Origin of the sequence: Burkholderia sp. AU27893, from assembly GCF_002223205.1 — a bacterium.
In the GTDB taxonomy this organism is placed as follows: Bacteria; Pseudomonadota; Gammaproteobacteria; order Burkholderiales; family Burkholderiaceae; genus Burkholderia.
In genome coordinates this window covers 77,676-91,732 of sequence record NZ_NKFD01000005.1, presented here as the reverse complement: position 1 = coordinate 91,732, position 14,057 = coordinate 77,676, and the positions used below count along the sequence as shown (strand labels likewise).

Below are 14,057 nucleotides of genomic sequence, written 5' to 3'. Positions count from 1 at the left end.
GGGCAATGCACCGGGTACGCCGCTTGCCGAACCCCCGGCAACGGCGGCCCATCCCCGCGGCCCCGATACCGGGAGCAACACCATGCAAAGAATCGCGTTGATCAGTGAGCACGCATCGCCGCTGGGGGTGATCGGCGGCGTCGATGCCGGCGGGCAGAACATCTACGTCGCGAACGTCGCGAAGCAACTGGCCGAGCGCGGCCTCGACGTCGACGTCTATACGCGTTGCGACAATCCGCACCTGCCGGAAGTCGTGCCGATCGGCCCGCACATGCGCGTGATCCACGTACCGGCCGGGCCACCGACCGACGTGCCCAAGGAGCGGCTGCTGCCGTACATGGTCGCGTTTGCGGACAGCATGGTCGCGCGCATGCGACGGGAGCCCGACCCGGTCGACGTGATGCATGCGAACTTCTTCATGTCGGGCGACGCGGCATTGCGCGTGAAGCGGCAGCTCGGCATCCCGCTCGTCACGACCTTCCATGCGCTCGGCCGCGTGCGCCGGCTGCATCAGGGCAACGCCGACGGCTTCCCCGATGCGCGCTTCGCGATCGAGGACACGCTCGCGCGCCGTTCGGACCGCGTGATCGCCGAATGCCCGCAGGACGCGCTCGACCTGACGACGCACTATCGCGCCGACGCCGCGCGCATCGAGATCGTGCCGTGCGGCTTCGACGTGCGGGAACTCAGGCCGACGCCGCGCATCGACGCGCGCGCGCAGCTCGGCTGGCCGCAGGATGCGTTCGTCGTGCTGCAGCTCGGCCGCCTCGTGCCGCGCAAAGGCATCGACACGGTGATCGACGCGCTGGCCCGCATGCCGCGCGACCCGCGCCGGCCGACCCACCTTTATATCGTCGGCGGCAGCCAGGCCACGCCCGACCCGGCCCGCGACCCGGAACTCGCCCGCCTCGCGGGGCTCGCGCACGACCTGGGGATCGCCAACCGCGTGACCTTCGTCGGCCGGCGCGACCGCGACACGCTGCACCTGTACTACAGCGCGGCCGACGTGTTCGTCACGACCCCGTGGTACGAGCCGTTCGGCATCACGCCGGTCGAGGCCATGGCCTGCGCGACGCCGGTGATCGGCAGCCGCGTCGGCGGCATCCGCACGACGGTGGAAGACGGCAAGACCGGCTATCTCGTGCCGCCGCGCGATCCCGCCGCACTGGCCGCGCGCCTCGTCGAGCTGCGCGCGCAACCCGAACTGTGCGCGGCGCTGGGCCGCGCCGGCTACCTGCGCGCGCACCGGTTCTATACCTGGCAAGGCGTGGCCGACCGGCTCGTCGACATCTATCGCGACGTCGCCCGAGCGCGCAGCGCCGGCGCGTCGGCCGGCACCGGTCACCGCACGCCCGTGTCGATCACATCGGGCGCGCTCGCCCATCGCAAGGAGAACGCATGATGAAGGGCCATGATCGCAAACGCGTGCTCGTCGCCGGCGGCGCCGGCTTCCTCGGCTCGCATCTGTGCGAACGCCTCGTGACGGACGGCCACGACGTGCTGTGCGTCGACAATTTCTACACCGGCGCGAAGGACAACATCGCGCATCTGCTCGACGCGCCGACCTTCGAGCTGATGCGGCACGACGTGACGTTTCCGCTCTATGTCGAGGTCGACGAGATCTACAACCTCGCGTGCCCCGCATCGCCCGTCCACTACCAGCGCGACCCCGTCCAGACGACCAAGACGAGCGTGCACGGCGCGATCAACCTGCTCGGCCTCGCGAAGCGCGTGAAGGCGCGCATCCTGCAGGCGTCCACGAGCGAGGTGTATGGCGACCCCGACGTTCATCCGCAGCACGAGCAATACTGCGGGCGCGTGAACCCGGTCGGCCTGCGCGCCTGCTACGACGAAGGCAAGCGCTGCGCGGAAACGCTGTTCATGGACTATCACCGCCAGTACGGCGTCGACGTGCGGATCGCGCGCATCTTCAACACGTACGGCCCGCGCATGCATCCGGCCGACGGCCGCGTCGTGTCGAACTTCATCACGCAGGCGCTCGCGGACGCACCGCTGACCGTCTACGGCGACGGCAAGCAGACGCGCTCGTTCTGTTACGTGGACGACATGGTCGATGCGCTGATCCGGCTGATGAATGAGCCGGGCGACGCGAGCGAGCCGGTCAATCTCGGCAGCGATGCCGAAATCGCGATGCTCGACATCGCGCGCGAAGTCGTGCGGATCGTCGGCGCGACGGTCGCGATCGAGTTCCGGCCGCTGCCGTCCGACGATCCGCGCCAGCGGCGGCCGAACCTCGAAGCCGCGCAGCGGCGCCTCGACTGGCGCGCGACCACGCCGCTCGCCACCGGGCTCGCGCGTACCGTGCGGTACTTCATTCACCGGCAGGCCGCGCATCACCCGCCCGGCGATCTCGTACGCAGCACGCAGATCGCGTCGCACCTGCTTGCGCAGGCCGATATGCCGCGCCGCCCGGCACCGGCGCAGTGACGACGCCGGCGCGCCCGGCGCGCGCCGGCCGTCAGTCGTCGCGCTTCGTCACGAGCATGATCTTCTGCGCCAGTTCGCGCACGTCGACCGGCTTGCACAGATAGCCGTCGAAGCCGGCCTCGAGGGCGCGGCGCTCATCCGCCAGCCCCGCGTGCGCGGTGACGGCGAGCACGCGCAGGTTTCGCGTGTCGCCGTTGCCGTCGCCGTCGACATTGCCGGCCCCGCGCCTCAGCGCGTCGAGCAGCCAGAAGCCGTCTCCGTCCGGCATCGCGAGATCGGACAGCACGACGGTGGGCTGCAGGCCGGCAGCCATCGCGAGCGCTTCGCGGCCCGACGACGCGACCGTCACGGCCGCGCCGAACGTCGTCAGCGCGGCCGTCAGGCTCGCGCGCGTCGTCGCATCGTCGTCGACGATCAGGATCCGCTGCGTGGCGAGCCCGAGCGGCGCCTGACGATCGGCCGCCTGCGCGAGCCCCCACGCCATCGCGCCGGCCGGCTGCCAGCCGGCCGGCAGCCTCACCGTGAACGTCGCGCCGAGATTGCGGCCCGCGCTTTCGGCCGTCACGGTGCCGCCGTGCAGCTCCGCGATATGCCGCACGATCGACAGCCCCAGGCCGAGCCCGCGCCGCGACGACGCGGGCGAATCGTCCGCGCGACGGAACATGTCGAAGACGTACGGCACGAACTCGGGCGCGACCCCCTGCCCCGTATCGGCCACGGTCAACACCGCGTGCGTGCCGTTGCGCACCAGCCCGACATGCACGCTGCCGCCGCCCGGCGTGAACTTCAGCGCGTTCGACACGAGGTTCGACAGCATCTGCCGCAACCGTTCGGCGTCGCCGGACACGATGAACGTGCTGGACCCGCAAGCGAATTCGAGCATGACGCCGGCCGACGACGCGGCCGTCTGGAACGTGCCGACCGAGTCGGAGAACAGCCGCGCGAGGTCGACCGGCGCCGCATCGAGCCGCAGCTTGCCGGTCGCGAGCGACGACGCGTCGAGAATGTCGCCGACCATCCGCGTGAGCGAGCGCGCGCTGCGGTCGATCGCATCGATCGCCTGACGCTGCAGCGCGTGGTCGACCGAGTTGCGCAATACCTCCACCCAACCGTAGATCACGTTCAGCGGCGTGCGCAGTTCGTGCGACACCGTGGCCAGCAACTCGTCCTTCAAGCGGTTCGACGTATCGGCCTGGTCGCGCGCATCGCGCGCCCCCTGCAACGACCGCGTCGCACGCAAATCATTCCGGCGCCGCGCCCCGGTCTCGTGCAGCGTCAACGACAGCGCGAGGGTCGCGCGCGCATCGCCGTGCAGCGGGCGCGCCGACACGGTCGCGCGAAACCGCCGGCCGTCGCGCCGGACGCACAGCAGTTCAATGGGCCCGAGCGCGTCGCTCAGGCCGTCGAACGATTCGGCGAGCGGGCTGCGCCGCAGCCAGCGCATCGCGACCAGGGTATCGAGCAAACGGCCGCGTGCGTCGTCTTCGTCGTAGCCGAAAATCCGCTGCGCGGCCGGGTTCCAGCTGACGATGCGGCCGTCGCCGTCGACACCGACGATCGCGTCGGGCGATGCGTCGACGACCGCTTGCTGAAGACGCGACGCATCGACTCGCGCGCGGTCCGCGCTGGCGTCGCGCACGATCATCACCGCGCCGTCGATGTTGCCGTGCAGGTCGCCGAGCGGCGACGCCACCTCGACGACCGGTACCGGATCGCCGCCCCCCACCGCCTGCAGCCAGTGCCGGTCGGAGGTCGCATGGGCGCCGCCGAGCGCGCGTTCGAGCGGGGTCGTCGGCACGCGGCGGCCCGCGTGGTCGACGATCCGCAGCACGTCTCGCGCGGGCCGCCCCGTCGCGTCTTCCGGTCGGCAGCCGACGAGCGCGGCCGCGGCCGCGTTGACGTAGGTGAGCCGCCCGTTCGCATCGGCCGCGATCACACCGTGCGGCAGCGCCTGCAACACGGCTTCGAGCTGCTGCCGCGCGGCCGCCTCGCGCCGGCGCGCACGATCGTTCGTGAGCCGCGTGTGGCGCAGCATCGCCGCGAGCGCGCACACCAGCACGCCGACCAGCATGAACGTGCCGAGCTGGACGAGCCGAGCGGGCAGCGGCTGCGTATAGGCCGCGGGATCCGACAGGAACAACGTCCACACGAGCATGCCGCTGGCCACGGTCGACACGACGCCGAACAGGAACGACGTCGCCCATGCGGCGGCCGCGAGCAGCGGGTAGTACAGCACGAACGGCAGGTTCACGCCGCCGAAGCGGATCGCGAGCGCCTGCAGCACGGTCGCGATCGCGACCAGCATCACGGCCATCACGTAATTGCCGGCGCGCGGATGGGTCGTTTCAATCATCGGACGCCTTCCTGTCGCGCGTGCCCGGGCGCCCCCGGCCAACGACGGCCGGGCACGCTGCCTGCTCGCCCGGCTGGCCATCCACCAGGGAGATCATCTCGTGACGCATGCCCCGACACGCTGGCTCGTTGTCTCGCCGCACCTGGACGACGCCGTCTTCAGTTGCGGGCGACTGCTTGCGGCAGCGCCCGGTTCGATCGTCGTCACCGTGTTCGCCGGCATTCCGCCGCGCGATGCGCCGGCGCCGCCGTGGGATCGCCGCGCAGGCTTCCAGCGCGCCGACGAAGCCGTACGCGCGCGCCGCGACGAAGACCGGCGCGCGCTCGCACGGCTCGACGCGCGGCCGGTCTGGCTCGACTTTCTCGACGATCAATACGGCACGCCCGCCGCATCTGCCGCGATTGCCGCGCGCGTGGCACGGGAGATCGACGCCCACGCCGGGTTCGGCGTCCTCGCGCCGGCCGGCCTGTTCCACCGCGATCATCTGCAAGTGCAGCAGGCCGCGTTGTCGCTGCTGGATCGCGCCCGCGCATCGCACGATGCGGCGCGCGTGTGGCGCTTCTACGAGGACGTACCGTACCGCCGGATCGCGGGGCTGATGGCCCGGCGCGTGAGCGGCTGGCGCGAGCGCGGCTGGATCGCCCATCCGGCAAGCGCCCCGGCCGGCGACCGCACGGAAGCCATCGCCGCGAAAGCCGACGCGGTCGCCGCGTATGCAAGCCAGATTGCGTTGTTCGATCCTCATATGCGCGCCGATCTCAAGGAACCCGAAACATACTGGCGGCTCGAATGCGACGTCACGTTCGCGTAACCCCCGCGCGCCACGTTGCGCCGCCGCCCGAAGCGCGCGTGACCGCCATCGTGCTGACGTTCAGACGACCGGCCGAACTCGCGCACACGCTGGCCCGGCTCACGTCGCTGCCCGACCGGCCCGCCATCGTCGTCGTCGACAATGCGGCGCAACCCGAGACCGCCGCGCTGATCCGCCACCGCTTTCCGCACGTCGTCCTCGTGCAGGCACCCGACAATCTCGGCGCGGCCGGCCGCAATCTCGGCGTGGCCGTCGCCCGCACGCGCCACGTCGCGTTCTGCGACGACGACACCTGGTGGGCGCCCGGTTCGATGGAGCAAGCGGCGGACCTGCTCGACGCGTATCCGCACGTCGCGGCCGTCACCGCGCGCGTGCTCGTCGGCGCTGACCAGCGCGAAGACCCGACCTGCCGCCTGATGGCCGACAGCCCACTCGATGCGCCCGTCACGCTGCCCGGCCGCCCGATCCTCGGCTTGCTGGCCGGCGCGACGGCGTTCCGGCGCGACGCGTTCATGCAGGCAGGCGGCTACCATCCGCGCTACTTTCTCGGCGGCGAGGAAGCGCTGCTCGCGCTCGACCTGTACCGCGCCGGTGGGTGGCTCGTCTATGCGTCGCGCCTCACGGTCCATCATCACCCGTCGACGCATCGCGACTCGCTCACGCGCAGCCGCGTCACGACCCGCAACGCGGTATGGACCGCGTGGCTCAGGTGGCCGGCCCCGGCCGCGCTGCGGCACACCGTGCGGCTGCTGCCGCGCCTGTGGCGCGAGCGCATGCTCGCGCGCACGTTCGCGGGGCTGGCGTGGACCCTGCGCGAGCGCCGTACGATCCCGCCGCACGTGGAACGCCTGCGCCGCCAGCTCGAGCGCGATGCGCGTCGGGATGCGTGCAACGGAGCATGAGCGCGGCGGCACCATCACGAATCCGGTTTTCCCGCATCGTCATCCAGTTGCGCGAGCCGGTTGTAGATCGTCTTCAGGCTGACGTCGAGCACCTCGGCCGCCTGCGCCTTCACGCCCCCGCATTGCGCGATCGTGCCGAGGATCAGCTTGCGGTCGACTTCCTCGAGCGGCGTGCCGAACGGCACGGTGACGCGATCGTCATGCGAATCGACCATGCTCGACAGTTCGTCCATGATCGGCGGCGGCAGCGTATCGATCAGGTCCGTATCGCTGAAGATGCTCGCGCGCTGCACGAAGTTGCGCAGCTCGCGCACGTTGCCGGGCCATGCGTAAGTCTTCAGCGCGTCGCGCGCGGCGGCCGAGAAACGCAATGAACGGCCGCTTTCCTCGTTGTAGCGCTGCAGGAATGCATCGGCGAGCATCGGGATGTCGTCGCCGCGCTCGCGCAGCGACGGCAGCGGGATCGGGAACACGTTGATCCGGTGGAACAGGTCGGGCCGCAGCTTGCCGTCGGCCATCGCGGCCTCCGGGTCGCGGTTGGTCGCCGCGACGATGCGCACGTCCACGTCGATCTCGCGCGTCGAGCCGAGCCGCGTGAGGCGCCCCGTCTCGAGCACGCGCAGCAGCTTGACCTGCGACTCGAGCGGCATCTCGGTGATCTCGTCGAGAAACAGCGTGCCGCCGTCCGCCCGTTCGAAGAAGCCCTTGTGCTGGCGCTCCGCGCCCGTGAAGCTGCCGCGGTCGTGGCCGAACATCTCGCTTTCGACGAGGTTCGCGGCGATCGCGCCGCAGTTCACCGCGAGGAACGGGCCGCGGCGGCGCAAGCTCAGGTCGTGCACCGTCTGCGCGGCCAGCTCCTTGCCGGTGCCCGATTCGCCCGTCAGCAGCACCGATGCCTCGGTGCGCGCGACCCGGCCGATCGCGTCGTAGACGGCCTGCATCGCGGGCGAGCTGCCGAGCATGCGGCCGAAGCGGCCGAGGCGCTGCAGTTCGGAGCGCAGTTCGGCGATCTCTTCATGCAGCGCGGTAGTGCGCGGCACGCGCGCGAAGATGCTGTTCAGCCGCTGCATGTTCAGCGGCTTCACCAGGTAGTCGGTCGCGCCGCGCCGCAGTGCGTCGATCGCGGTTTCGAGGCTCGCGTGGCCGGTGGTCAGCACCATTTCGCAATGCGAGCGCTTCGGCAACGCATCGAACAGGTCCATCCCGTTGCCGTCCGGCAGCACGAGATCGCACAGCACGAGATCGGGCGTATGCGTCGACACGAGCGTGCGCGCTTCCTCGAGCGTCGCGGCCGTATCGCAAGCGAGTTGCTGGGTGCGGGCGAGCGTCGCAAGCATGGTGCGCGTATCGGCATCGTCTTCGACGATCAGAACATAGGGCATCGAGGCTCCTCGTGAAGCGGCCCGACCCTGCATGGCCGGAACCGCGACGGACGCGCAGCGCACCGTCCCCGCCTCGTTTCGCGGCGGCACGCGCCGCGCTGCGCATGACTGGATGGGCGAGCGCTCCTGCCCGGGATGCAACGCTTAGCAGTATAGAAGAACGGTGTCGTGCATTCTCCGCCTATCGAATAAATCTATCCGGCCGCGCGGCACGCATTGCAGATTCAATGTCTCACCGCCGGTATAACAGGTATTCTCGGTATAGGAAAACGGTGACGCATGCCACGTCATTTTTTCACCTGGTCTCGACGCATTCGGTCAAACTTCCCACTCGATATCACACCATGTCGAAATCCGTCGACGACGGCATGCGGCTTTTCGGCCGCTCGCGTACGATCCAGACCCTGTTGCTGAAGGTGTCGCGTGTAGCCGTCACGCGCGTCGGCGTGCTGATCGTCGGCGAAAGCGGCGCGGGCAAGGACATCGTCGCGCGGCTCCTGCACGACATGAGCCCACGCCGCCGCGGGCCGTTCGTTCCCGTCAATTGCGGCGCGATTCCGCACGACATCGCGGAATCGCATCTGTTCGGTCACGAGAAAGGCAGTTTCACCGGCGCCGTCGCGCAGCATGTCGGCATGTTCGAGGCCGCGCGCGGCGGCACGCTGTTTCTCGACGAGATCGCCGAAATGCCGGCCGAGCTGCAGGTCAAGCTGCTGCGCACGCTCGAGTCGAACACGATCGTGCGGGTCGGCGGCCACGAATCGATCCCGCTCGACGTGCGGATCGTCGCCGCCACCCATCACGACCCGGTCGAGGCGGTGCGCAGCGGGCGGCTGCGCGAGGACCTGTTCTACCGGATCGCGACGGTCGCGCTGCACGTGCCCGCGCTCCGGCAGCGCGAGGACGACGTCGACGAGATCGCGCTGCAGATCGTCGAGCGGCTGAATGCGCGGCACCGCACGCGAAAGCGGCTGTCCATGCAGGCGATGAAGGCGTTGCGCACCTATACGTGGCCCGGCAACGTGCGCGAGCTGCGCAATACGCTCGAGCGCGCGTTCATCCTCGCCGACGAGCAGATCGAACTGCAGTTGCCGCGCCGCGCGCCGCCCCGCGACGAAACTCGTCACAACGCGATTACGCTGCATATCGGCACGACGCTCGCGCACACGCAGCAGCGCTTCATCGTCGCGTCGCTGCGGCATTTCAACGGCGACAAGCCGCGCACCGCGAAAGCGCTCGGCATCAGCCTGAAGACGCTGTACAACCGGCTCGCGCTCCTGCCCGAACATGAACGGGAGGCGTTTCGCGGAACCGGCACGTCGAACGTACCGACCCCGTCGAACGTGCCGAACCCGCCCGACGCACCGACGCCCTGAGCCCGCGCGGCACGCGTGCGGCTCAGGTCGCGACGTCGTGCAACGCCGCGTCCCAGTCGCGCACGAACCGCTCGATGCCGAAGCGCTCGCATGCGTCGCGTCGCGCGGCGGCGCCCCACTCGCGTGCGAGATCGGGATCGCGGATCAGCATGCGCATCGCATCGATCAGCACGGCCGGCCGCGTATCGGCCATGCCGTTGCGGCCGCTCCGGATGAGCAGCGCCATCTCGGTCGTCGCGAGCGCGACGATCGGCATCCCGATCATCATCGCCTCGATCACCGCGAGCCCGAGGCTCGTATAGCGGATCGGATTGAAGAAGAACCGGTAGTGCGACAGGAAGTGCGGCAGTGCCGGGTTCGGCACCTCGCCGATCCCGCCCAGCTCGGCCGAACCCATCCCGACCAGTTCCAGCGGCACGCTGTGACGCGCGGCCTCGAACAGGTCGGCGCCCAGCCGACGCCCGCGGCGCGCGAGGTTGTTCACGACCGTCACGCCTTTCGGCAACGTCCCGTGATACGCGACGTTGTCCGGCATCAGCACGCCATGCTCGATCACGCGTGTCGGCGTCACGCCGTTGTCCCACATCAGCGCATTGAACGGCGTCACGTGCACCAGCAGGACGTTCGGATCCTGCACCGGATGCAGCGTATCGGTCGGATGCCCGCGCGGCGGATCGTGCTCGACGAACAGGGTCGGCAACGCACGCTGGTCATCGCTCAGCAGCATCAGGCGGTCGTGCTCGTAATGCTTCTGGTGCTGGTACAGCACGCAGTCGAATGCGGTGTCGCGAACGCACTCCGCCGGCACCTCGTGCACGTTGTCGCCCCATGGCAGGTGCCCGACGCGGCCCGCATAGCCGGGCGGATCGTGCGGCTTCGTCACGAGGAAAAAATCGTGCGGCGCCTGCGACAGGTAATACAGGTAGTTGCCATGCACGTGCCAGGTCAGCACGCGCAGCCGCTTACGTGACATGACGCCTCTCCTCCGCCAGCAGTTCGCCCGCCCGCTCGACCACGTCGCCGACACCGATCGCCATCGCGCATTCGTGCCCATACGGGCACGTGTCGAACATGCACGGCCGGCACGCCGGATAGTTCGCGAGGACGCGATGACGCGCGCCGTCGAGCGGCGCCCAGCGGGCCGTGTCGCTGCCGCACGCGACGACCACGCTCGGTGTGCCGAGCGCCGCCGCGACGTGCGACACGCCCGTGTCGTTGCACAACACCAGCCGTGCGCGTCCGATCAGCGCGGCAAGCGCGCCGAGCGGCGTGCGGCCGCACAGGTTCACGCAGGGCCGCGCAAGGTGCTCGGCGAACGCACCGGCCAGCGCCAGTTCCGCACGCGTGCCGGTCAACACGATCTGCCAGCCGTCGTCGGCGAGCTGCCGTGCGGCGAGCGCGAAGCGCTCGACCGGCCAGCGCCGCGACGCCATCCGCGCGCCGGGATGCACGATCACGTAGCGCCCCGGATCGAGCGCATGCTCGTCGCACAGCACGTGCCACAACGCGTAATCCAGCCCGCCGAGCGGGAATTCGAGGTAGTCGCCCCATTCCGCATAGCCGAGCGCGCGCATCAGCGCCAGGTATCGCGTGACTTCCGGCTCGTCGTCCCGCCACACGAGCGTGCGGTCGAGCCGGGTCGCGCCACCGTCGGCCGGCACGAAGCCGGCCGTGCGCGTGGCCCCGAGCGACGCGACGATCGCGTTGGTGTGCGTGCCGCTGCCGTGCAGCTGGATCGCGAGGTCAAAATCCCGTGCGCGGCACTCGGCGATGAACGCTTCACGGGCGGCTGCGTCGGGCACCGGTTGTTCGCCGAGCCCCGGCGCACCGGGAAACGCGATGAAGCCGTCGAGGTAGTCCGAGAAGCGCGACGCAAACTCGCGCGCCCACGGCAGCCCGATCAGCGTGATCCGCGCGTCGGGTTCTCCGCGCCGCAGCGCGCGCAACGCGGGCACCGCGCACAGCATGTCGCCGAGCTGCAGCGCACGGAACACCGCGATGCGCGTCGGCCGCCGCACGCGCTCGAAATCGGCAGGTTCGGTCGTCATAGGAACAGGACCCGGAAATGAAGCGCGCCGCGCATGCGCCAGTACAGCGACACGGGCGGAATCGCGATGGACGTGACGATCATCTCGGCCACGTGCGACGGCGTGAGCTGCGTGCCGCGCAGGCGCTTCACGCAGAACGCCGCGGTAATCACGGCCCACACCACCGCGCATGCCGCGCCCGGCGCCGGCCACCCGGCCGCGAAGCACACGATCGCGCCGAGCGCGGCGAGCACCGCCGCGTAGTAATGCCACGGCGGCACCGGCCGGATATGGCGGCGGTAGGTCGCACGGTGCTTCTTGTACAGCAGCGCGTCGAAATAGACCTTCGACTGCTGGCCGATGCTCGCGCCCCAGCGCGCCGGGCGCACCGGATGCACGATGCACGCCGCGTCGGCGTCGACGATCGGCCCCGCATGTTCGCGCAACGCGAACATCAGGTCCGCGTCCTCGCGCCAGGCGCGGGTAAAGCGTTCGTCGAAGCCGCCGACCCGCTCGAGCGCTCCGCGCCGCACGAAACAGTTCGCGGTCGCGAATTCCGCATGCGCGAGGCCGGCCGCGTCGCGTTCGTAGTCGGTCGGCTGCGGCCGCAACGGCACGTCGATGCGGCCCGCGGCGGCGGACGCGGACGGTTCGGCCAGCAACGCGGCCGTGCCGTGGCGCAGCCACGCCGGATCGGGAATCGTGTCGTCGTCGGTGAACGCGATCAACGCGCCGCACGCGCTGCGCCAGCCGACGTTGCGCGCGCCGGCCGGCCCCTGCGTGGCGGGCGCGGTCATGTAGCGGATCGCCGGCACGTCGGTCACGCGCGCACGGCACCGCTCGACGACGGGCCGCGCGCTGCCGGCGGCGTCGTCGTCGACCACATCTCGTAGGTCGTCGGGTCGAACACCTGCACGCACAGTGCGTCGAGGCAGCGTTCGAGCAGGTCGGGCCGCCGGTAGGTCGGCACGACGACCGACACGACCGGCGGCCGTTGCGTGTCGCGCGCGTTCATCTCGGTTTCTCCAGCAGGAACGAACCGATCACGAGTGCGTCGAGCGGCGACGTCCAGAAGCATTCGAGCGCGTCGCGCGGCGAGCAGACGATCGGCTCGCCCCGTGTATTGAACGACGTGTTGACGAGCACCGGTACGCCGGTGAGCGCGTCGAACTCGGTCAGCAACGCGTGCAGCAGCGGATGCTGGGCCTCGTCGACGGTCTGCACGCGCGCGGTGCCGTCGATATGGCGCACGGCCGGAATGGTCGCTTCGGCGCCGGGCGCGACGTCGTACACGAACAGCATGAACGGCGCGCGCAGCGGCGTGCGCCGTCCGCCGCGAAACCAGTGATGCGCCTTGCTTTCGAGCACGACCGGCGCGACCGGCCGAAAGTCCTCGCGATCCTTGATCTGGTTGAGCTTGCGCTGCATGTCCGGGTCGGTCGGCGACGCGAGGATCGAGCGTGCGCCGAGCGCGCGCGGGCCGAACTCCATGCGCCCCTGGAACCAGCCGATCACGCGGTTCGCCGCGAGCAGCGCGGCCGTTTGCGCGGCGACGTCGGCCAGCCGCCGGTACGGCAGCTGGGCGTCCTTCAGGAACGCCTCGATCGCATCGTCGCCATACGACGGCCCGAGATACGCATGATCCATCCGCCATGCGCCGCGCTCGCCGCGCATCCGGAAGTCGGTCCACAACGCCGCGCCGAGCGCGGTGCCGGCGTCACCGGCGGCGGGCTGCACCCACACGTCGTCGAACGGGCCGCGATCGCGGATCTTCGCATTCATCACGCAGTTCAGCGCGACGCCGCCGGCCATCGCGAGCTGCCGCTCGCCGGTGCCGGCGGCCAGCCAGTCGACCGCCTGCAATGCCGTTTCTTCCAGCACGAGCTGCAACGCGTGCGCGATGTCGCAGTGATGCGGCTCGATCGGGCCGCCGCGTTCGCGCGGCGGGCCGAACAGCGCGACGAGATCGCCGTCGACGATGGCGTAGCGTCCGTCGCCGTCGTAGCGCACCAGCTGGCGCATCGCGTCGGCGAACACCGGCTTGCCGTACGACGCGAGCGCCATCACCTTGTACTCGTCGGACGAATGCAGGAAGCCGAGGTAGCGCGTCACGCGTTCGTACAGCAACCCGAGCGAATGCGGCAGGTTCACCTGGCCGAGCCGCCGGTACGACCGGCCGTCGAACGCGCCGTAGCTGGTCGTCGCACGCTCGCCGCGCCCGTCCATCGTCATCACCGCGCAGCGCTCGAAAGGCGCCGCGAGAAACGCGCTCGCCTCGTGCGCGAGATGGTGCTCGACGAAATGCCAGCGGAACGGCCCGTCGTGCGTGACCCCGCGAAAGCGCCGCTGCAGGTGGTGCGGCGCACCGCCCGCGAGCTGGCGCGGCGCGTTCACGATCGACGACAGGAACAGCGGATGCCAGGGCGACGCCCCGCCGTTGCGCGGCGCGTGCGCCGACGGCGAAAGCGGCAAGGTCAGCGACGGCTCGGCCGTGTCGCGGTCGAGTTCGAACCACGGGTCGTACGAATACGCGACATGGTCGACGTCCGCGAGCGCGATGCCCGCCTCCGCGAGACAGTAGTCGATCGCATGGTAGGGCAGCTCCCAGGTCGAGAACGGTACCGGGCGCTTCGCGTGCTTCACGTGCGTGAAGCGCTCGTCCTCGGCGGCCGCGATCACGACGCCGTCGCGCACGAGGCACGCGGCACTGTCGTGAAAGGCGGCGTTGATGCCGAGCGTATGGATCGGTTCGGGCATG

At 70.2% G+C, this 14,057-nt stretch carries 10 protein-coding genes and 1 pseudogene; 5 read left to right on the top strand and 6 right to left on the bottom strand.

Going from position 1 to position 14,057, the window contains the following annotated elements:
• Positions 1 to 82 precede the first annotated feature (82 nt).
• The gene (locus CFB47_RS32660; protein ID WP_089463668.1) at positions 83 to 1,402 is read left to right on the top strand and encodes a glycosyltransferase family 1 protein; all 1,320 of its coding nucleotides are present in this window, start codon (positions 83 to 85) and stop codon (positions 1,400 to 1,402) included.
• Positions 1,402 to 2,448, top strand: coding sequence for a UDP-glucuronic acid decarboxylase family protein (locus CFB47_RS32655; RefSeq protein ID WP_089460123.1), 1,047 nt, complete (start codon positions 1,402 to 1,404; stop codon positions 2,446 to 2,448). The genes CFB47_RS32660 and CFB47_RS32655 overlap by 1 nt, the downstream gene beginning before the upstream one ends.
• 31 nt (positions 2,449 to 2,479) lie before the next feature.
• Here the strand turns inward: CFB47_RS32655 and CFB47_RS32650 are convergent, their stop codons facing one another.
• Positions 2,480 to 4,801: an ATP-binding protein gene (locus CFB47_RS32650; protein WP_089463667.1), complete on the bottom strand. Its 2,322-nt coding sequence runs from the start codon at positions 4,799 to 4,801 to the stop codon at positions 2,480 to 2,482.
• Between the two features lie 100 nt (positions 4,802 to 4,901).
• On the opposite strand from CFB47_RS32650, the gene CFB47_RS32645 reads away from it, so the two are divergent.
• Together CFB47_RS32645 and CFB47_RS32640 are read left to right on the top strand one after the other, a co-directional pair.
• Positions 4,902 to 5,612, top strand: a complete 711-nt coding sequence (locus CFB47_RS32645) for a PIG-L family deacetylase (RefSeq protein WP_089463666.1) — start codon at positions 4,902 to 4,904, stop codon at positions 5,610 to 5,612.
• A complete protein-coding gene (locus CFB47_RS32640; RefSeq protein ID WP_089463665.1) occupies positions 5,591 to 6,514 on the top strand; it encodes a glycosyltransferase family 2 protein in 924 nt (307 codons plus the stop codon). Before CFB47_RS32645 ends, CFB47_RS32640 begins: the two co-directional genes overlap by 22 nt.
• A gap of 14 nt (positions 6,515 to 6,528) precedes the next feature.
• Here CFB47_RS32640 and CFB47_RS32635 read toward each other — a convergent pair whose 3' ends face one another.
• Positions 6,529 to 7,896: a sigma-54 dependent transcriptional regulator gene (locus tag CFB47_RS32635; RefSeq protein WP_089443828.1), complete on the bottom strand. Its 1,368-nt coding sequence runs from the start codon at positions 7,894 to 7,896 to the stop codon at positions 6,529 to 6,531.
• 344 nt (positions 7,897 to 8,240) lie between these two features.
• Between CFB47_RS32635 and CFB47_RS32630 the strand changes: the two genes are divergently transcribed.
• A complete protein-coding gene (locus tag CFB47_RS32630) occupies positions 8,241 to 9,272 on the top strand; it encodes a sigma-54-dependent Fis family transcriptional regulator (RefSeq protein WP_089463664.1) in 1,032 nt (343 codons plus the stop codon).
• Positions 9,273 to 9,294: 22 nt separating this feature from the next.
• On the opposite strand, the gene CFB47_RS32625 is transcribed toward CFB47_RS32630, so the two are convergent.
• From CFB47_RS32625 to CFB47_RS32610, 4 genes and pseudogenes are all read right to left on the bottom strand, one after another.
• Positions 9,295 to 10,245 carry a glycosyltransferase gene (locus CFB47_RS32625; RefSeq protein WP_089463663.1) on the bottom strand — a complete coding sequence of 317 codons (951 nt, stop codon included), beginning with the start codon at positions 10,243 to 10,245 and terminating at the stop codon, positions 9,295 to 9,297.
• Entirely contained in the window at positions 10,235 to 11,320 is a 1,086-nt protein-coding gene (locus tag CFB47_RS32620; protein WP_089463662.1) for a glycosyltransferase family 9 protein, read from the bottom strand. Before CFB47_RS32620 ends, CFB47_RS32625 begins: the two co-directional genes overlap by 11 nt.
• Positions 11,317 to 12,314 (bottom strand): annotated as a pseudogene (locus CFB47_RS32615) (glycosyltransferase family 2 protein). Before CFB47_RS32615 ends, CFB47_RS32620 begins: the two are co-directional and overlap by 4 nt.
• Complete coding sequence (locus tag CFB47_RS32610; protein ID WP_089463661.1) at positions 12,311 to 14,056, bottom strand: carbamoyltransferase C-terminal domain-containing protein; 1,746 nt, start codon at positions 14,054 to 14,056, stop codon at positions 12,311 to 12,313. Before CFB47_RS32610 ends, CFB47_RS32615 begins: the two are co-directional and overlap by 4 nt.
• Position 14,057: the final 1 nt, after the last annotated feature.

What these genes read in the sequence shown, in the direction of transcription:
- CFB47_RS32625 (WP_089463663.1), bottom strand. Translation starts at nt 10,245, where the DNA reads ATGTCACGTAAGCGGCTGCGCGTGCTGACCTGGCACGTGCATGGCAAC.
- CFB47_RS32620 (WP_089463662.1), bottom strand. Translation starts at nt 11,320, where the DNA reads ATGACGACCGAACCTGCCGATTTCGAGCGCGTGCGGCGGCCGACGCGC.
- CFB47_RS32610 (WP_089463661.1), bottom strand. Translation starts at nt 14,056, where the DNA reads ATGCCCGAACCGATCCATACGCTCGGCATCAACGCCGCCTTTCACGAC.
- CFB47_RS32640 (WP_089463665.1), top strand. Translation starts at nt 5,591, where the DNA reads ATGCGACGTCACGTTCGCGTAACCCCCGCGCGCCACGTTGCGCCGCCG.
- CFB47_RS32660 (WP_089463668.1), top strand. Translation starts at nt 83, where the DNA reads ATGCAAAGAATCGCGTTGATCAGTGAGCACGCATCGCCGCTGGGGGTG.
- CFB47_RS32630 (WP_089463664.1), top strand. Translation starts at nt 8,241, where the DNA reads ATGTCGAAATCCGTCGACGACGGCATGCGGCTTTTCGGCCGCTCGCGT.
- CFB47_RS32655 (WP_089460123.1), top strand. Translation starts at nt 1,402, where the DNA reads ATGAAGGGCCATGATCGCAAACGCGTGCTCGTCGCCGGCGGCGCCGGC.
- CFB47_RS32650 (WP_089463667.1), bottom strand. Translation starts at nt 4,801, where the DNA reads ATGATTGAAACGACCCATCCGCGCGCCGGCAATTACGTGATGGCCGTG.
- CFB47_RS32635 (WP_089443828.1), bottom strand. Translation starts at nt 7,896, where the DNA reads ATGCCCTATGTTCTGATCGTCGAAGACGATGCCGATACGCGCACCATG.